Source organism: Paenibacillus sp. FW101-FHT12H11 (assembly GCF_058790355.1).
The window spans coordinates 1,306,666-1,326,427 of sequence record NZ_JBYTCO010000001.1 but is presented as its reverse complement, the minus strand read 5'-3'; the positions used below and the strand labels follow the sequence as shown (position 1 = coordinate 1,326,427).

Below are 19,762 nucleotides of genomic sequence, written 5' to 3'. Positions count from 1 at the left end.
TCTTTTCCAAGCTTAAAATGTTTAATGCTCATGTGCGCGTCTGGGGTCTACCGACGTCTTCAAATTCTCTCCCAACATGGCAAAAGCCCGAACCAACAGAAGCAAGCACAAGCCAGGGAACAACGCCAGCCACCACATGCCGGACGATAAATACCTCATAGATTCGGATAAAATAATCCCAATCGCCGGCTCATGCGGGGAAAGTCCCATCCCTATGAAGGTAACGGCTGCTTCATGCAAAATGGCATGCGGAACGATGAGAATAAGCCCGACCAAAAGCTGGGGCAGCAGGTGCGGGATGATATGCCTTGTCGCAATCCACCAACTGGATTTTCCGAAATTACGCGAGATGGAAACATACGGTGCGAAGCGGATCTGCATCACCTCAGCACGTATAACCCTAGTTAAAGCGGGCCAATGCGTTAGTGCGACACCTATGATAATGCCTTTAGCCCCTCCACCTACAACAAAAGCAATCAAGAGGAGTGTTACAAGATGAGGGACGCTGAGAAATAAGTCCGTCAGCCAGCCCACTAGTCGATTCACGGTTTTTCCCATAACGGCTGCCGCAAGCCCCATAATCCCCGCTATGATGACGCTTGAAGCTCCAGCAACAACACCGACCCTAAGGCTAAGCGCCAATCCTTTGATCGTGCGTGTTAACATATCTCTTCCTAACCAGTCCGTCCCAAAAGGATGCGCGACTGACGGCGCGAAATTACGCTCAGCCAAGCTAGTAGACAAGCCTGAGGAATCCATCCCTACAGACATAGCGAAAATGGTAAATAAGACGAGCACAGCAGCAACCGAAGTTAACGCAAGCTTATGACGATCATGCAGCCATCTCATGGTTTACCGCCTTCTTTCATTCTGGGATCAATCAGGCGATAACTCATATCAGCCATTGCATTTCCTGCATACACGAACACAGCGCTGAACAAAACAATACCTAGCAAAAGCGGAACATCACCTCGGAGCCCTGCCTCCACCGCCGCCTGCCCGAGCCCGGGATATGAAAATACCTGCTCAGCAAGAACCGCTCCGCCAAACAGCTCACTAAATGAAGCAAATTGCAGCGTGATTGCGGGTAAAGCCACATTCCGAAGCCCATGTCTCCAAAAAATTTGAAAACCCCGCTCCCCTCTCGCTCTTGCAAATATCCAATAGTCTTTGTTTGTAATATCAATAAGTTTTTCTCGCGTATGCAAAGCGATTGCTGCTACTCCGGTTACACTGAGTGTCAATGCCGGAAGCAGCACATGGCGGATACGATCGAGCAGGTTGACATCCTCGGAAGTAACCCCGGCAGGAACAGCCAGGCCGACAGGCAGCCATCCCAACCATACCGCAAAAACGAGCATAAACAGCAAGCCAATCCAAAAAGTAGGCGTCGAGGATAGCGTGTAACAATACCAGCGAATCAGCCGATCGATCCAAGTATTGGGATTCATAGCAGCTAGAACACCGGAAACAAATCCGATAATCCCGGATAGAACCCAAGCAATCCCCATCAAAGCAAGAGAAGCAGCGAATCGTTCGCCAATCACTTCGAGGACAGGACTCCGGTAGATCATTGACGTTCCTAAATCACCTCTTGCCACAGCGCACAGCCAGTTCCAATACCGTGTTACCGGCGGTTCATTGAGTCCCCAGTACTGCATGATCATCTCTCTCTGTTCAGCGCTTACCTTCATCATATCGGCACCGACATAAGCCTGAACTGGATCAATGGGTGAGAAGTGAACGAGCAGAAAAGAGACAGCACTCACAGCAAGCAACAGCAGGATCAACCCCAGTCCTTTTCGTAAAAGGAAGGGAGCCAGCATCCGGCTGACCCTTGTCAAGTTAGAGGATTCCCGCTTTAGGACTTCCATTGCCATTCCTCGATGTTATCCGTTACCGGCCAGCCATGTCCGTGCGGATGGATTTTTTGCTTGCCGATATCAAGTCCTGTTCTCACCAAGTACAGATGATCCAGATTAATCAACCATGCCCAGGGGGCATCGCCTAACGCGCTTAATCCGGTTTCTCCATCCCACTGCGCCTTTTTCCAAAAGCTCCATGCCTCTTTTTCGTTCGTTGCTTTTAAAGCCTGACTCATATATCCTTCAACCTTCGAGTTACTGTAGTATCCCGGATTATAATAGTCCACTCCACCATATTTACTGCTGTAAACGTTATACATCTCCAAGGGATCCTGACTTCCCCATCCAAAAAGAACAGGGTTCGCGTGCATTTGTTTCTCCAGATCATCCCAGCTTTTACCTTCGGCTTTTACTTGAATGCCCAGAGGCTTTAGCATATCTGCCGATGCAATGGCGAGCGATTGACGCGTGACATCACTGGCAGGATAAAGCAGATTGATCACTGCTTTCAGTGTTCCTTTTTCAACAATGCCGTCATTGTCGGTGTCTTTCCAACCGTTATCTGCGAGCATTTTCTTCGCTGCATTCATATCCGCGTCAGCAAAAACCGCTTCAGGATTAAACCAAGGAAGTCCATCATTTAACGTGTAGGCGGGAGTGCCGTGGCCTTCTAGAACGCCTTGAACCAACGCTTTTCTATCGATCGCTAGATTAATTGCCTTACGAATCGCTACATCCGCAGTGACGTCGTTGCCGATCGGGTAACCGTCTTTCGTTTTCTCTCCGGATTTCACATAAGGAAACATGATGCCTCGATTGTCCACGGTTGCTGCTGATTGTAACTCCATACCGCTCACGGTTTGCTTGCTAAAAGCCGCAGGAATCGCCGCCATATCCACCGTTCCGGCTTTGGCTGCTGCAAAAGCGGCATCCTCCCCTAGGAAAAGGAAGGTGATTTTTTCGAAAAACGGCTTTTTCCCATAGTAATCTTGGTTCAATTCGACAATCAGCTGCTGCCCTTTATCCCATTGGACCCATTTATAAGGACCCGAGCCAATCGGTTTGTTGGCGTAATCCTTGCCATGGGCATGCTTGGGGACAATGCCAGTTGCAACAAGCATCTGCGTAAATGTCGATTGCGGTTCTTTCAGTGTGAACTTGACCGTTGTTTCGTCAGGAGCTTCTACACGTTTGACATTGCTCAGATCAATGGCAGATCCGCTCGACGCAGCGGTTTGATAGGTATATACGACATCAGCTGACGTTAACGGTTGACCATCGCTGAACTTGACATCCTTGCGCAGCTTCACGGTCCAGCTCAAGCCATCCGGGCTAATCTCATAACCCGTAGCCAGATCATTTGTAATATTCAAATTGCTGTCACGCTTAAGCAGCGTACTTTGGAAAAGCGGCGAACCGTATCGGCCCCACCCCGTTGTTGGATCAAAACCGGCATCCGGCTCTCCGCCAATAGCTAGAACGAGCTCTTTCTTGCTTGCATCTGCCGTCGGCTTTGGCTTCTCCACAATACAGCCGCTAATCCAACTCATGGTGACCATCAAAATCAAAAAAATGACTAGTCGATGTTTCATTTTCATTCCACCTCTTTCAATGTTCACGTGTGCAGTGGCACGATTAATTGAAATAGTAGCACAAAAATGACGGCTAGTCATTATTCATTTCATCGAAATCACGTACGAATTTCAACCTTCCCCCAAAACTGAGCCCGAATTCGGTTAAATTCGTAGCATAAGGGAACTTGAGTCCTTTATTTTGGAGGAATACGAGCAGTTTCTTATTCGAGCGGAACTACAGGCTCTTATTCGTCCTCCAAGGCGCGATTTTCAGCAGAAATCGGCCAAATAGCGGAACGTAGTTCCCACTCCCCGTGGCACTGGTGCTTTTTCACTGAAATAGCGGACCCTAGTTCCCTTCACAACTACGCTTCCCTAGCATCCTCGAATTCCGTCACTGTATTTGGCAGGCGATCATCAAATTGACGCCAATCGCTGAGCATCTCCTCATCGGTCAATAAACAACCATCCAGCGAAGCCGTAATATGTGCCCGATCCATTTCTATCCCGATGAACACGACCTTATTGATTCGGTCCCCGTAAGTAGCATCCCAATGCGGGATCTGGTCTGCTTCCTCCTCAAGAATAGCGTCTCTTTCCTCTTCCGGAAGCGCAGCTATCCAATACCCAGCAGGTCCAAACCGAATAGATGGGCCCGCTTGGCTCAAATTCTGGGCATGATCGTTCCGGGTAGCGAGCCACATGATCCCTTTGGCTCTTACGATCTCTGCTGGCCAATCTGCCATCCAGCTCATCAGCCGCGAAGGCTCGAAGGGCCGCGCCCTTTCGTATACGAAGGAAGAAATCCCATATTCCTCGGTTTCGGGAGTATGCGTTTCCTTCGCTAACTCTTTCATCCAGCCTGCGGACGTACTAGCCGCTTCAAAATCAAAAAGATGGGTATTCAGAATGTCCGCTGGCGCCACCTGCCCATGAACAGAGCGAATAAACCTGGCTCTTGGCTGCAGCAAACGAAGAACGCCTTCCAGCCCATCCAGCTCCTCTTCCTCCAGCATGTCGCATTTATTCATAATGAGCACATCACAGAATTCGATTTGATCGATCAGAAGATCCACCACTTCTCTTGTGTCATCCTCCCCAACGGCTTGACTCCGTTCCAGCAGCGTTTCGCCTGAAGAATAGTCCTTCCAGAACCGGTAAGCATCTACAACCGTCACCATGCTGTCCAACCGACAAAACCGGGAAAGATCTATGCCCTGTTCCTCATCAATATAGGTAAAGGTTTGAGCCACTGGCAGCGGTTCGCCGACACCGGTTGACTCAATCAGGATATAGTCAAATGTTTGATCTTTGGCAAGCCGTTCCACTTCCCTCAGCAAATCGTCACGCAACGTGCAGCAAATGCACCCATTGGACATTTCAACTAGACTCTCATTCGTCCGAGACAGCCCATTCCCCTCACGAATAAGCCCGGCATCGATATTGACTTCGCTTAAATCGTTGACAATAACTGCAACTTTCAAGCCATCCCGATTATGTAAAACATGATTCAACAAAGTGGTCTTACCGGCTCCCAAGTACCCGCTCAAAACCGTAACTGGTATTTTATGATCTGTTTTATGCTCTTCTTTATGATCCGTTTTATGTTCTGTCATGTTCATTCATCTCCTATTCATTCAAAGCTTTCTTAAGTGCTTCCAGGTTTTTGGTCATTATCGCGATGTAATCCAAATTTTGCTTCTTATCTTCGTCCGTCAAGCCCTCTAATGGATTCAACACATCCGTTTTCGCATTGATTTCTTTGGAAATCGTCTGGGCCACTTTCGGATCGACCAATGTTTCAAAGAAAATCGTTTTGACTTGATTTTGTTTGGCAAAATCAATGATTTCGGCCATTTTAGCCGGTGATGGCTCTTCTTCCGGCGAGAGTCCCGCGATTGGCACCTGCGTCAAACCATATTCTTTGGCCAAATAACCAAATGCAGCGTGCTGTGTCACGAAATCTTTCTGTTTCACATTGTTGAGACCCGTACGGAATGACTCATCCAAGGCTTTGAGCTTCGCGATAAAAGCATCGGCATTCCTCCGATAATCCTCTTTGTGCGCAGGATCCGCTTGGGTCAACCCAACCACAATGGACTCCACTTCTTTTTGAGCGAGGGCAGGGCTTAGCCACACATGCGGATCTAGGATTTTACCGTCAGCAGACTCCTTGTGTTCGTCCTTGTGTTCGTCCTTGTGTTCATCTTTGTGTTCATCTTCTTCTTCCGGCAGCCCTTCCATCAACGCGATGCCTCGGCTGGCTTCCACAACAACCCGCTTCGAATTTCCTGCGCTCGCAAGCGCCTGTTCGGCCCAACCTTCGACGATCCCGTTGAACACGAACACATCGGCATCGCTCACTTTCTTCATATCTTTGGCGCTCGGCTCCCAATCATGCGGCTCTGTACCAGCGGGTATCAAAGCGATGACGTCCGCATGCTCCCCAGCTACCTGCTTGGTAAATTCATACATCGGATAAAAGGTGGTGACGACGTTAAGTTTCCCGGTGACTGAGGACTGGGCTGCGCAGCCTGATAAAACGAGTGTTGATAAAGCAGTGAATACGAGTGATTTTGCCATCCATGAATTTTTCATTGTCGTTAATTCCTCCAAATAGATATGAAATGATAGGCATCAAGCAGACTCCTGTGAAGATGGAAGCAGAGCGCTGAATGCCGCTTGTTCGGCTTGAAGACTTTTTCGGCTGTTGACTTTGCTGAACTTGATGATTAACTTTTTGATGCTTAAGCCAGTGATTAAGACGATTAATAAAACAATCGCAATGGTTCCGCCAGGCGGCGTGCTTAATTCATAGGAAGCTGTAAGGCCTGAAAAAACACCGACCAAGCCGATCCCCATAGCGATAAAAAGGGATGAAACAAAGCTGGGCGCAATCCGGATTGCTAATGCCGCCGGAAGTATAATGAGCGCGGATACGAGGAGCACGCCGACAATCGGCATGGCAGCGGCCACGATCATGCCCGTCAAAACACTAAAGCCAAGGGAAATCCACCTTACCGGCAATCCATTCGTTTTCGCGGTATCTTCATCGAATGTAATTTGATACAACGGCCGGCGAAATACCAAGAAGAAAAGACCGCCTATGATGGCAACAAGGAACATGAGCAGCAGCTCTACTTCATTGACGGCAACGACGGAACCGAATAAATAGGCGGAAAAGCCCTTATTTACACTTGGATTAAGGCTCATGATGATGACAGCGGAAGACAAGCCGCCAACCATAATAATCGCAACTGAAATCTCACTATAGGATTTATAGGACCTTCTTACATATTCAACAGCGATTGCCCCCAAAGTTGCCACAACGAATCCGGATAAAGTAGGATTGATATGCAAGTAAGCACCTCCGGCTACACCCGCCAAGGAGACATGCGAGAGCATATCCGCCATGAGCGCTTGTCTTCGAAGCATCAGATACACTCCGAGAATGGAACCTATGATCGCGATTAACCCACCGGCACAAAATGCCCGCTGCATGAAGTCGTAGTGCAGCATTTCCATCCGCCGTCCTCCTTTCTTTCCAGTTCAATGATTCGATTGAGATAAGGGGCTGCTTCTTCAAGATTATGCGTCACCATAATGACTGTGCGTCCGTGAACTTTGACTTGATGATGCATAAGCTGATAGAACCCGCAGCGGCTATCTTTATCCATCCCTGTCGTAGGCTCATCTAGCACAAGCAAATCCGGCTCCTGAGCGAGAGCTCTGGCGATGCAGATCCGCTGCTTCTGTCCGCCGGAGAGTTCCCCTATTTTACGCTTCCGCAAATCCCACATGCCCACCTGCCGCAGCGCAATCTCCGTCAAGCGATCGTCTTCTTTCAACAGCTTCCTGAACCAGGAGCCGCTCGCGTATCTGCCTGAACGGACAAACTCCAGGATTGTGCTTGGGAATCCGCTATTAAACGCCGAGATTTGCTGCGATACATAGCCCACTCTCAGCCTCCTGCCCTCTTCATTCGCTGATGACAGGAATACTCTCCCCTTCCATGGCTCAAGCAAGCCCAACATGAGCTTAAGCAAGGTTGACTTCGCTGCGCCATTGGGGCCCGTAACCGCAACAAACTCACCGGATTGAATCTCGACATTCGCATCTTGTATGCAGGGAATATCGTTATATCCGAACTCCACCGCTTTCAAAGAAGCCACTAACATAGGTGTAATCCTCCTTACGTGTAAAAATTACGAATAAACATTAATAAAAAAAGATGAACCTGCTTATACATGTAATAGTGATGGCAACCAAATCATTAAATCGTAATTATTACTATTACATCGACAAATATAGCCTGATAAAAAGACGTTGTCAACACCGAAATCAACAGATGCCTATTTTCTTGCCCTTTCATTTTCTTTCATTTTAAAAGCTTATCTTGCAGCTATCCCTTATTTGTACTACAATCTAATTCGTAAATATTACATTTAAAAGAGAAGGGAATCTCCTTATGAATAAAGTGCCCGTGATCATATTAAGTGGATTTCTAGGCAGCGGCAAGACGACGCTACTTCTTCGCATGCTCCGAGAAGCTGCCGCCTATCAACTAATGCCAGCGGTTCTAATGAATGAATTAGGGAAACAGGATGTCGATGGGCATCTGCTGTTGGACATTTCTCCACACCTTCCTCTAGCTAAACTGCTGGATGGCTGCATTTGCTGCACCAAAAAAAGCGATATCCAAGATTCGCTCAAACAACTAGTAGCACGTAAGCCTGATGTCATTCTCATCGAGTTAACCGGTGTCGCTAACCCCGAAGAAATCGTCGATGCTTTAACAGAACCTGCCCTGCTGCCTCATGTAAAACTGCACACGGCCATCACGGTTCTTGACGCCGAGCATGTGCTTGATTACAACAGCATTTTTGCTTCAGACCGCGATCTCGTCCATACGCTTAGAAGACAGATCGAAGTTGCCGACCTTCTTCTACTGAACAAAATCGATCTCATTTCAGACAAGCAGCTGAAGTCTATCGAGAAAACGGTTCGCAAATTCAACAGTCAAGCCTTGTTGCTGCCTACGACATTCAGTCAACTGGATGTAGACAAGCTTTTTGGCAGCCTCCCATCCAGACAATCGCAACCCCGGGCCACACCTACTTTGAGTAAAAGTATAAACATGCGCGTAGTCAAAGCTGTACAAGAACCGCGGACAGCTTCCAAGCACACCGTTTCTTTCTCACGTGTTCAAACACTCGCCATTTCAATTGGACATGATGTTGTGGTCACTCAAAGTCTTGTGGAACATTATTTGGGAAAATGGGGAAAATCGCTGCTTCGCGCCAAAGGCTATTTACGAATTGGCACCAAGCGCGAAGCTTTCCTGCTGCAATTTGCAGGCAAACGTACGACTTGGCAACCTGCTGCGTATCAAGAAGCTCCTTATCTGGTTCTCATAGGGCTTGATTTGGACGTACAATTGCTAGAAGATGACTGGAAAAAACGGCTGAATGACTCTCAAACGAGATAACAGGAAGGAGCCTTTTCTAATGCCGAACACCCTATTTCGCACGAGTATGCATCTCATGACCGCCCTCATCTTCCTCCTTCTCGTCCTCATCTTTTGGAACAAAGATGTCTCGCTGCCGGAAATCCTGCAAACGGAGTCTATGCAAGCATTTAAAACTATATTTATAAGTATCCTGTTAGAAGCCCTCCCTTTCATATTGGTAGGTGTATTGCTTTCATCGCTGCTTCAAACCTTTGTATCCGAACAAACAATTCGCCGCTTTATTCCAAAGAACCCTATCCTCGGCATTTTGTTTGCCTGCTTGTTGGGTATCCTTTTCCCCATGTGCGAATGCGGTATGATTCCTGTCGTACGAAGGCTTATTCTCAAAGGAATGCCTGTTTACATAGCCGTTGTTTTCATCCTGACCGGTCCCATTATTAACCCGATTGTGTTTGCAGCCACCTTCATGGCTTTCCGAAATCACCCTGCTATAGCCTATTCCCGCATAGGACTAGCTTTTGCCGCCGCTGTAATCATCGGCCTCATCCTCTATCGATTTGTCAAAAGCAATCCCCTGCGCAACAGCCGAGCTAACTTCTCAAATCAAGCTGATTGGGAGGGGCATTCGCATCAAGGGGGAGGCTTCGCAAGCAAAATAAACACCTTTTTCGTGCATGCCTCTGATGAATTTTTCGAAATGGGCAAATATTTGATCTTCGGTTCCCTGCTTACAGCTCTGATTCAAATCTTTATGCAGCGCGAAAGCCTCCTTGCAATAGGTCAGGGTCCAATCAGTTCCCATGTGTTTATGATGGGTTTTGCCTACATTCTTTCGCTATGCTCGACCTCGGATGCCTTCGTCGCTTCCTCTTTTCAGACTTCGTTTACGTCCGGATCTCTACTAACCTTCATGGTATTTGGGCCCATGTTGGATTTCAAAAGCACGCTCATGCTGCTTTCCATTTTTAAATCTAAATTTGTGCTCCTGCTTTCAATTTTGATTGTCATTACGGTTCTCAGCTGCTCGCTGCTCGCCCAGCACTTCTTATAAAATTAGCTTCCGAGGAGGAATAAAATTTGAGTCAAGCTCGCATCATCAGTTTTCATTATTTCTTACGCACAGCGATTTTGTTGGGATTCTCAAGCTATATTGTTGTCCTTTCCAGATCGGATGCCCTTACTTATTACATTGCGCCGCGCATGATGATCTATGTGAAAATGGCTTCTGTTGTCCTGTACATCATTGCCTGTTTTCAAGGCTACATGGCCTTACGTGCCTACTGGGGGAAGCCTGTCACCTGTGAATGCGAACAGCCCGTTTCCCGCTCCGTTTTACGGAATACGCTGGCGTACGGGCTTTTGATAATACCGTTGTTCATCGGCTTTGGGCTGCCGGATACGGCATTGAGCAGTACGATGGTCGCTGCCAAAGGGATGAATCTCTCCGCTTCCAAATCGAGTCTTACGACGACTGCAACGACAGAGACAGCGACAACAGCGACGGATCCAGCCCCTGCAGCGGCTCCCTCCATGCCGAGCACGGAAATGCCGGCTCCCGCAAACACGGATGCGGACTTACAGAAATTATTTCAAGCGGATAAGGAATGGGACGAAGACTTTTCCAAAATCGGCATGATCCTTTATAAAAAGGATACCATCGTCGTGAAACCGGAAATTTATATGGAGATCCTCTCTTCAATCGACTTATTCAAAAACAATTTTATCGGTAAAAAAATTGAACTCACCGGCTTCGTTTATCGGGAAGACAATATGGCCAGCAACCAGTTTGTCGTTGGCCGCTTTGCGGTTAGCTGTTGTTCCGCGGATGCGACTCCTTACGGCGTTATGATTGACTTCCCTACTGCGGCGGCTTACCCCAAAGACATGTGGGTCAAGGTCACGGGAACTGTTCAAAATGGCAGCTACAATGGTAATGATATTTTCATCATCAAGGCCACGCAAATTGATAAGATCCCGGCGCCCAGCTCGCCGTATGTTTATCCTAATTTTGAACCACTCAAGGAGCTTCAATGATTGATCTCCTGATCCGTCAAGCCAAATTCACCAATTGTACCTTGACAATCTGCCCCATAATGCATAGAATTAGACACGAAAATGATAATCATTCTCATAATATTCATCTTCATCAGGGGGTACAGAGATCAATGTTACGAAGAAATGTCCAGATGATCCGCAATTTCAGGAGTATGGCGCTAATCCTTATCACAGCATGTGTGCTCATTGTGGCAGGTTGCGGTCAACAAGCACCAACATCCCAGACGGCAGATAAGGCAGCAGCAAGCAATTCGCCTGCACCTTCACCGTCAGCACAACCGAGCAGCTCTGCAGAATACACCGTAAAGCACGCCATGGGTGAAACGAAAATACCAGGAACACCTAAGAAGATCGTCGTTCTGACGAACGAAGGAACAGAGGCCGTTTTAAGCCTAGGTATCAAACCTGTTGGCGCTGTAAAATCTTTTACAAGTACAGGTGACTGGTATGAGCATATTAAGGCTGACATGCAAGGTGTTACGGTCGTAGGAGACGAGAATCAGCCCAATTTGGAATTGATTGCTTCCCTCAAACCGGATCTCATCATCGGCAATAAATTGCGCCAAGAGAAGGTCTATCAACAACTATACGCTATCGCTCCAACTGTATTTTCCGAAAAGCTTATGGGCGACTGGCAAATTAACTATCGTGTGTACGCCGAAGCTTTGAACAAAAAGGCTGAAGGCGATAAAATCATCGGTGATTTCGAGAATCGCATTACGGCTTTCAAACAAAAAGCTGGGGACAAACTCAACACCAAAGTATCCATCGTTCGCTTCATGCCGGGTAAAGTTCGGATTTATATGAAAGATACATTCTCTGGCGTTGTCTTGAAAAAGCTTGGCTTCCAGCGTCCAGCACCGCAAGATCAAGAAAAATTCGCAGATGATGTGCAAAAAGAGCGAATTCCGGATATGAACGGCGACGTGCTTTTCTATTTCACTTATGAGAATGATAAAGGTGAAGGCAGCAGAATTGAGCAAGAGTGGCTTAACGACCCTCTATGGAAAAATTTAGATGTAGTTAAAAAAGGCCATGTGCAACAAGTTAGCGACGCCATTTGGAATACAGCCGGTGGCATTAAAGCGGCTAACTTACTGCTTGATGACCTGGAAAAGTATTTTCTTAAAAAGTAAGAACATGAAAAAAGAAGCCGGATCACAGATCCCAGCTTCTTTTTTTGTTGCGTTTGATGTGGCAGTAGAATTTAACCATGCTGCAGGCAATACTTCATACAATTTTCTATTCCAATTTGGATATCATTTTTCTAAGCGAACATTATCCGGTAAACAGGTTTTCTTTCTTTTCCGCTTTTCACGCAATAAAAGCTAGTATTCCCCGAATTCATTTAAATATACATGAAGAAATCTTTTTTTATAGCGGCACTCTTACTTCCGCAACCGAGATCCTTCTCTGCTCCAGCTTTCTGGCTTTGGCAGGGCGTATCACCGGCTCCTCTTCACCTGCTTCAACGAGGCGGGCAAGGAGTCGCTCTCTCAGTTCAGCCGTAATGGCTGCGTAGCTTTCCACGCCGATGAGATTGCTCAACTCATGCGGATCCGCATGAAGATCGTATAAGAACTGCTCCTCATACACATCCGACGACGCATCATTCCAAGCATTTTTGTCCGGCGCATGAACGCTGTATTTCCACCGGTTCGTCCGTATTGCCCGACCTACTTCGGATTCACTGATTTGCAAAAACACTTCCTTCGGCCAATCCACACTTTTCTTTTGCGCCAAAGGCAAGATGGAACGCCCCTGCATGCTTTCCGGTACAGGAATGCCAGCAGCATCCAGTAAGGTAGCTGGCAGATCCAACAAGCTAACCAGCTCTTGAATTCTACCTCCTGCCTGAAATCCTGGCCCTATCAAAGCCGTTGGAACCCGAATCGAGCTATCATGGCAGGAACGCTTGTATTCAGAATTACGTGTCTTAAAATGACAACCATGATCGGATGTAAACAACACGATCGTATTATCTAGCAGCTGAAGGCTCCGCAATGCATCAATCAGGCGGCCAAGCGCTTCATCCAACCGCTTGACCATCCCATAGTAACCGCCCAAGTGCTGATGGGCAGTTCCACCGAGAGCAGCGAGATCCGGCGGTATCCAACGTCCGCTATATTGATCTTCATACCCGATTGGAGCCGGATAATTGTCCAGATGATTTTGGTGATGAGGCTCGATATAGGACACGAATAGGAAGAACGGATCTTCCGTCTTTTCCTGACGGTTCCGTTTCTGCTCCTTATGTACAAATTGGATCGCAGCATCCGTTAAAGCATCCGCTCGGTAACCCGGCAGGTTAACGGGTTCATTATCATTATTGTACATGATCGTATCGTACGCATCGGAGGAAAATTCCAACACATTAGAGGCTAACCAATGCTCGTAGCCACCCCTTTGTTCCTCAGGTACAGGTTCTGTACCAGCCAAATGCCATTTGCCAATATACCCCGTATGGTATCCTGAATCACGGAAATAATGGGCTAACGTTTTGCTTTCAGCAGGCAGCGGAATCCCGTTGCGGTAACAGCCTGTAGACGTTGCATACTTGCCGGTTTGCAGGCAGGATCGAGCGGGGCCGCATACCGGTTGGCAGGTGATCGAATGATACACATGCGTGCCTTCGACCGCCATTCGGTCGAAATTCGGGGTAAGCCCCAGTGGATTGCCATGCACCCCTGTGGTATCCCATCTTTGTTGATCGGTAAAAAATACGATAACGTTCGGACGTACGGCTCCCTTTTCTCCCATAACATCACGCCTCCTTCATCTGATCCCTAACTATATTCTCTTGCCATCTACCATAATCCTTGATCGCTGAATCGGCGCGCCAGCCAGTTGGTAAACAACAGCAGCAGCAAACCGGCCAAGGACTGAAAAAGTCCTGCAGCAGTCGCAATCGAAAACCGCCCCAAACTGAGCCCGACACGATAGACATATGTATCCAAAATATCCGCAACATGAAGCACGACATCGTTAGATAAAATAAAGACCTGATCGAAGCCTGCCGACAAAATCTGTCCTGTTCGGAGTATCAGCATAATCACGATCGTCCCCGATATCGCCGGAAGCGTCACGTGCCTGATTAACCGGAAGCGATTGGCACCATCCATGCGTGCCGCCTCATACATTTCCGGATTAATTCCTGCAATTGCCGCCAAATAAATGACCGTCCCCCAGCCCACTTCCTTCCAAATATGGGATACGACGAGTAATGAGCGGAACGACTCCGGCTGCATAAGCGGGGAGCTGCTGAACCCTAACCACGATATCAAGCCTGTTCCCGGCGATAGAATAGCAAACAAGATGCCTCCCAGAACAATCCACGATAAAAAGTGCGGGAAATACAAAATGCTCTGAATGATCCTTTTGAATCTGCGATGAATGACCTCATTCAGCAAAACGGCAAGAGCAATTGGCGCAGGAAAACCGAAAATCAGCTTATAAAAACTTATGAGTAACGTATTGTAGAGCGCATTCCAGAAATCCCCTGTTGACCAAAGAATACGGAACCACTTTAGCCCCACCCAAGGGCTGCCAATTACCCCCTGCGTTAGCTTATAGTCTTTAAAGGCAATAATAACGCCGCCCATCGGAATATACTTGAATGCAATAAAATAAATAAGGCCCGGCAGCAGCAACGCGTAATAATATCTATACTTCAGCAGCTTGCGAATAAAAGAGCTGGAAGGCGCTGCTTTTGTACCTAAAACAGAAGGCTTTGGATGGCTCGCTTGATTGTTCATATGGCACCTCCTTTTTCTAACTGAAGTTTGCGATATTCACCCGGAGTAATTTTTTCCCATTTTTTGAAAAATCGGATGAAGCTCTGCACATCGTGGTAGCCGATCTGACCACAAATTTCCTGCAACGAGTATTGGCAATTGCCTACGAATAGCAGCTCCTTGCTTTTATCAATGCGCAGCCTGGTCAAGTAATCAAGCGGTGCTTTCCCGGTCTCCGCACGGAACATTCGGCTTAAGTAGCTGGAGCTGACACCGACATGATCGGCAATATCCGCGATGGATTCGATCCGATCGTAATAGGACTGCATATAGTCAATTGCCTTGCTGATGTAGGCATTGCTCATCTTATTATCCTGGAACTGTTCAAGCAGGTTCATGATGTCGGTGATATAGCCATAGAACAACTCCTTCACTTGACCAATATGTTCGCATTCACTGACGGATTGGAACCGTAAATGGACCTTATCCAGCGAATAACCATCCTCATACAGCTCTTGTACAATCGCTCCCATCATCAAGGTGATCGTGTCTTGCACTTCATCTCGGGTATAGGATTTGCCGACCATATAACGGTCGAACAGTTCGTCGAGAGACAACTTGGCTGACTCTCTGTCTACCGACTTAAGACGACGCAGCAGCTCCTTCTGAATAGCCAGTGGATAACTCCATTTTCTGGAATCTGCCGTATCTTCGAAAAAGACACAATCGGTTTGGTAATTCCAAGCCGTATTGTGCAGCGCACGTTTGGCCTCGTGGTAGGACTTGTTCAAACTGTTCATTGACGAATAAATGCCCCCTAGGGCAATCTGCAGGGTAATTCCGAATTCCTCCTGCCCGATCCGGTTCGCTGCCTGACAGCAGGCATCCAATTCCAGTTTTAGCTGGGTCATGTAAGTAGCAACAGGCGCATTTAAAATAAACCCGAACTGATGATTTTCAAGTATGGTGCCGACAACAAACAAGCGCCTCCTCAGTTCCTTCTCGATGGTGCTGAACAGCAGCAAGCGGATATCGTTGTAGTCTTCCTGATCCTCCAATGGCTGCATGTCTGCTCGCACAATAATGGCAGCGTAATAGGAATGGGGGAATACAATGCCAAGATGCTGAAGTCGATTCGCCATCACCGAGGTTTCGAACACCCGATTGGTTAAAATGTCATAGATCAACCGGAACCGAATGATCGGTTTACTCTGCTCCAAGGTTTGTTTGATATAGCGGTTTTCTGATACGAGCTCCCGGATCGCCTCGGCGATCAGCTGGCTTTCATCCTTTTTCACCATGTTCCCCGGGTGCCCCGCCTGCTGTTCGACATAGTCCCTCACCATGTTTTTCCATGGTCTGGTGAAGCGAATACTATAGAGGCATGCAAGCGCTATGCTGATCAAAATAATGACTGCCGCCACCTGAGTTGCAGCATGCACCTTACTTTTCCAGGCAGCTTGGTAAACCGAGTAGGGAATGCGTTCTGCAACCATCCATGGGGTCGTATCAGACCTTGCATAGCTGAGGAAATAGGTCTCCTCTTCCCCCTGTACTTGCACCATCCCTGAGGAATCGGTCAGTGAATGTCCCGCATTCAACGATTGTAAAGACCTCGTAAGTGCTTTGCTGTTGGCACTATTTTCTGAAAGAATGGTATAACTTTCGCTGTCCATGATCATCATTTTGCTGCTATCCACATTCGCATAACGAAACAAGGCATCGAAGAACGCCTGACGCTTCACATTCAGAATGAGTTCCCCAAGAGGTTCTTTGGCTGTCAAAGGTACCAGCCTGTGAAAGGTAAGCAGATCAACCGGCTCCGAAGGTGATGTATCCTTCAGACTGCGCATCTGATAACCTTTGCTGTTGCCGGCTTCAAAGTTTGTCGTAATGATTTGCTTATCAAAAAATTGATCCAGGGCATAGATGCCCTCATTCGTCGTGAGAATCCGGTTGTTAAGGCGAAAATACAAATAGATGGAATATAAGAGATTGTTGGAATTCACTTCGTCTTTCAACTGATTCTTTAATGCTCCATATTGCAAAATGGAAAAAGGATATGGATTCGTTAACGCCTCATTGACTCCTGGCTTAAGAGAAACTTGCAGCGACAGCTGCTCGATATTCTCAATCAATGATTCGGCATGCTTCATTATCCCCGAGATATCGTTCTGAGACGAACGCGCAAGCTCAGATTTGATATCGTGGGATACAATCATCAGGTACGACGAACCGACCGCCAAAATGAGGATCACTATGATAGTCATATAGGATACGAGCATTTTATTAAACATAGACTGTCCCCTCTCTTTTTCAAGCATGATTCGATTCGTCGTCCTGTGTTTACATGCCGATTATTTCGCTTTCTTCCATTCCGCATTAACCTGCTTTTCAATTTCTTGCCCGCCTTCTTGGTAATACCGTTTGACTAGTTCATCCCATTTATCGACGGACCAGGCGCCGGTGACAATTTTGGCGAAGTATTCATCCCAAAGCTTTTTGATATCCGGATAGTCGTTCATGGCCTGCACGCTCTTCCAGAACTCGTTGTGAACCAGATTCTGAGGGTCATTGGAAATGGTCATCGCCGCTGTCGCTTCGTCCGTTAACCAACGGCGGTCTACGACTTGCAGGAAGCGAATTGGATTCGAATACCCTTTCTTATACAACTCGGAATAATTCGGCACAAGCAGCTTAATTTTGTTTTTATCTTTATCGAATTGATAATCTTCATTCTCGATCCCGTAAGTGACCAGATCAAAACCTGGGCCCGCCGACCAGTTGATTAACTCCATCAGCTTCTCCGGATTCTTGGCTTTGGCCGAAATCGCCCGAATATCGCTATAGGCCGGCGAATTCTCGGCAGCTCCCTTTTTCCCGCCCGCGCCGGCAGGAGGTGCAAGGAAGGAAAGTTTCGCTGTCGCGACGGTCTTCTTCAGAGCGCTATAGTTGGCTCCAGTAGGATCAGCATCAAACGCCGTTCCTTCGAAAATGCCGGCTTTGGAGTTAATGATCTTTTCGTTCATTTGCTTCGCTTCCATAATAGGGAACTCCGGATCGATAATGCCTTCTTTGTACCAGCTTTGCAATAAAGCGAGCGCTTGCTTCGTTTCCGGCAAGACCATTCCCTGCTTCAATTGCCCGTCACGCTCTTGCCAGAACGTCGGAACGACACCGAAAGCGCCAAACACCGTGCTGAAATAATTCCCATTTGCACCGGCTCCGAGAAGCTTGTTAGTCGTAATGCCAAATGTATCCTTTTTCCCATTTCCGTCCGGATCATTAAACGTGAATGCCTTAAGCACGTCATGAAGCTCATCCAACGTGGTCGGCGTTTTCAGCTTGAGTGTATCGAGCCAATCCTGGCGTATGAGCAGCCCGTTCACGTTAGGTCCATTGAAGGTCTCCGGGCGGTAACCAGGCGGTAAACCGTACAACTTGCCTTTGTATTTAAGAATATCCAAATCCTCAGGCTTCAGAAACTTCGTAACATTAGGCGCATTCTTTAACAAATCGTCCAATGGCAAAATCAAGCCTTCATCCGTCAACCGATTCAGTGTCAGGAGATCCGGCACACTAAAGTAATCCGGCAGGTCACCGGAAGAAGCAAGCAAGTTCAGCTTGGTCTTGTACTCATCCCCGGAAGCCATGGAAATGTTATAATCAATCCCTTTGATTCCCGCTTGATCCAGCGCTGCCAACACCTTTTGCTTCGCTGGCCCTCCATCTGCCGGGTATTCAGGTGCTTGAAAGTTGCGGAAAATCTTGAATGTGACTTTGGCGGAGTCACCGCCGCCAGAAGCATTGTTTGGCTGAGCTGCTGCGCTAGGCGCGCTTGTCGACCCGCTGTTCTCGGACGCCGGGCTACTGCTGCACGCGGCCGTAAGGCTAGCTGCTATAGTTAAGATAAGAACCGTCTTATATGTATGAAATGACATGGAATTGTCCCCTCCTGTACAATCTATTCAATTTACTCAACAATAATATTAAATCCGAAGCTTATCTTAAGCTTTAACCGAACCGATCAAGGTCCCCTGTACGAAGTACTTTTGTAAAAACGGATAAACAATAAGGATCGGAAGCACCGCCATAATCGTCGTTGCTGCGATGACCGATTCCGTCGAGGAACCTGTGCTTTCCCCCGTCATTTGGGCGATGGTCTGCCCGTTGATAATATCCCGGAGAAGAACGGGAAGTACGTACTTGCTTTTGTCATTCAGATAAAAAAGCGCCTGCAAATAATTGTTCCAATACCCGACCGCTTCCCACAAGGCAATTGTTGCGAGCACCGGTTTCGAGAGAGGGAGAATAACGCTGCCAAAAATACGAATGGCGTGAGCCCCATCCATGGTTGCCGATTCATCCAACTCCCGGGGGAGCGTCCGGAAGAAGCTCATCATAACGATGACGTTATACGCCGATATCGCCGTCGGCAGAATTAACGACCATAAAGAGTTGATAAGTCCAACGCTTTTTACCAGCAAATAAGTAGGGATAATTCCACCGCTAAACAACATTGTGAACAAAATAAGCAGAACGAACCACTTTTTACCGGGCAAGTCTTGTTTAATGAGGGGAAATGCGGTTGCCGCCGTCAAAAATACGCCGATGAATGTGCCAACCACTGTAATAAATAAACTGTTGCCATACGCAAGCCATAAATACCGGGAATGCAAGATGTTGACGTAAGCATCCGTAGTAAAATCTCTTGGCCACAGAAATAGGCCGCCTTTCATTGCCTCCTCCATACCGCTGAAGGACACGGCCGCTTCCCGCCACATGGGGTAGAGAGTGGCCAGGGTTAACGCGATTAAAAAAATGGTGTTGAAAATTGAAAATAGGTTGCCTCCTTTTGAACTCATCTGCTAGCTCTCCTCCGTCAAACGCTATTGTCACTCGGCTAATTCCGACTAATTTAATTATGTATAAAATGCGTGTATGAATATATATTTAGTTTTTGTACAAATGATTAAAATTTGAATTAAATGTCCGAAAAGCTTGTCCTATCAAGGTTTTATTAAAAAACAAAAAATCAGTACACCGTTCTCGATTGTAAAATAA

The 19,762-nt window shown here is 47.3% G+C and carries 16 protein-coding genes; 4 read left to right on the top strand and 12 right to left on the bottom strand.

Going from position 1 to position 19,762, the window contains the following annotated elements:
• Nucleotides 1-21: 21 nt before the first annotated feature.
• From AC3WTJ_RS05525 to AC3WTJ_RS05495, 7 genes are all read right to left on the bottom strand, one after another.
• Nucleotides 22-849 (bottom strand): ABC transporter permease, encoded by an 828-nt coding sequence (locus AC3WTJ_RS05525; protein ID WP_492520930.1) that lies wholly within the window; start codon nt 847-849, stop codon nt 22-24.
• Entirely contained in the window at nt 846-1,874 is a 1,029-nt protein-coding gene (locus AC3WTJ_RS05520) for an ABC transporter permease (protein ID WP_492520929.1), read from the bottom strand. Before AC3WTJ_RS05520 ends, AC3WTJ_RS05525 begins: the two co-directional genes overlap by 4 nt.
• On the bottom strand, nt 1,862-3,415 hold the full coding sequence (locus AC3WTJ_RS05515; protein WP_492520986.1) for an ABC transporter substrate-binding protein: 1,554 nt from the start codon (nt 3,413-3,415) through the stop codon (nt 1,862-1,864). Before AC3WTJ_RS05515 ends, AC3WTJ_RS05520 begins: the two co-directional genes overlap by 13 nt.
• 389 nt (nt 3,416-3,804) lie before the next feature.
• Nucleotides 3,805-5,055, bottom strand: coding sequence for a GTP-binding protein (locus AC3WTJ_RS05510; protein WP_492520928.1), 1,251 nt, complete (start codon nt 5,053-5,055; stop codon nt 3,805-3,807).
• Nucleotides 5,056-5,068: 13 nt separating this feature from the next.
• Nucleotides 5,069-6,037, bottom strand: coding sequence for a metal ABC transporter substrate-binding protein (locus AC3WTJ_RS05505; RefSeq protein ID WP_492520927.1), 969 nt, complete (start codon nt 6,035-6,037; stop codon nt 5,069-5,071).
• Between the two features lie 39 nt (nt 6,038-6,076).
• Nucleotides 6,077-6,964 carry a metal ABC transporter permease gene (locus tag AC3WTJ_RS05500; RefSeq protein WP_492520926.1) on the bottom strand — a complete coding sequence of 296 codons (888 nt, stop codon included), beginning with the start codon at nt 6,962-6,964 and terminating at the stop codon, nt 6,077-6,079.
• On the bottom strand, nt 6,910-7,617 hold the full coding sequence (locus AC3WTJ_RS05495) for a metal ABC transporter ATP-binding protein (RefSeq protein WP_492520925.1): 708 nt from the start codon (nt 7,615-7,617) through the stop codon (nt 6,910-6,912). Before AC3WTJ_RS05495 ends, AC3WTJ_RS05500 begins: the two co-directional genes overlap by 55 nt.
• A gap of 290 nt (nt 7,618-7,907) precedes the next feature.
• On the opposite strand from AC3WTJ_RS05495, the gene AC3WTJ_RS05490 reads away from it, so the two are divergent.
• The 4 genes from AC3WTJ_RS05490 (at nt 7,908) to AC3WTJ_RS05475 (ending at nt 12,100) form a co-directional block, all read left to right on the top strand.
• A complete protein-coding gene (locus AC3WTJ_RS05490; RefSeq protein WP_492520924.1) occupies nt 7,908-8,927 on the top strand; it encodes a CobW family GTP-binding protein in 1,020 nt (339 codons plus the stop codon).
• A gap of 19 nt (nt 8,928-8,946) precedes the next feature.
• On the top strand, nt 8,947-9,960 hold the full coding sequence (locus AC3WTJ_RS05485) for a permease (protein ID WP_492520923.1): 1,014 nt from the start codon (nt 8,947-8,949) through the stop codon (nt 9,958-9,960).
• 26 nt (nt 9,961-9,986) lie between these two features.
• Nucleotides 9,987-10,943, top strand: a complete 957-nt coding sequence (locus AC3WTJ_RS05480) for a TIGR03943 family putative permease subunit (protein ID WP_492520922.1) — start codon at nt 9,987-9,989, stop codon at nt 10,941-10,943.
• 131 nt (nt 10,944-11,074) lie between these two features.
• Nucleotides 11,075-12,100 carry an ABC transporter substrate-binding protein gene (locus tag AC3WTJ_RS05475; RefSeq protein WP_492520921.1) on the top strand — a complete coding sequence of 342 codons (1,026 nt, stop codon included), beginning with the start codon at nt 11,075-11,077 and terminating at the stop codon, nt 12,098-12,100.
• Between the two features lie 238 nt (nt 12,101-12,338).
• Here the strand turns inward: AC3WTJ_RS05475 and AC3WTJ_RS05470 are convergent, their stop codons facing one another.
• From AC3WTJ_RS05470 to AC3WTJ_RS05450, 5 genes are all read right to left on the bottom strand, one after another.
• A complete protein-coding gene (locus AC3WTJ_RS05470) occupies nt 12,339-13,724 on the bottom strand; it encodes a sulfatase family protein (protein ID WP_492520920.1) in 1,386 nt (461 codons plus the stop codon).
• Nucleotides 13,725-13,771: 47 nt separating this feature from the next.
• Nucleotides 13,772-14,719, bottom strand: coding sequence for an ABC transporter permease (locus AC3WTJ_RS05465; RefSeq protein ID WP_492520919.1), 948 nt, complete (start codon nt 14,717-14,719; stop codon nt 13,772-13,774).
• A complete protein-coding gene (locus tag AC3WTJ_RS05460; RefSeq protein WP_492520918.1) occupies nt 14,716-16,995 on the bottom strand; it encodes a helix-turn-helix domain-containing protein in 2,280 nt (759 codons plus the stop codon). Before AC3WTJ_RS05460 ends, AC3WTJ_RS05465 begins: the two co-directional genes overlap by 4 nt.
• 60 nt (nt 16,996-17,055) lie before the next feature.
• Nucleotides 17,056-18,639 carry a type 2 periplasmic-binding domain-containing protein gene (locus AC3WTJ_RS05455; RefSeq protein WP_492520917.1) on the bottom strand — a complete coding sequence of 528 codons (1,584 nt, stop codon included), beginning with the start codon at nt 18,637-18,639 and terminating at the stop codon, nt 17,056-17,058.
• Nucleotides 18,640-18,705: 66 nt separating this feature from the next.
• The gene (locus tag AC3WTJ_RS05450; protein ID WP_492520916.1) at nt 18,706-19,563 is read right to left on the bottom strand and encodes a carbohydrate ABC transporter permease; all 858 of its coding nucleotides are present in this window, start codon (nt 19,561-19,563) and stop codon (nt 18,706-18,708) included.
• Nucleotides 19,564-19,762 lie beyond the last annotated feature (199 nt).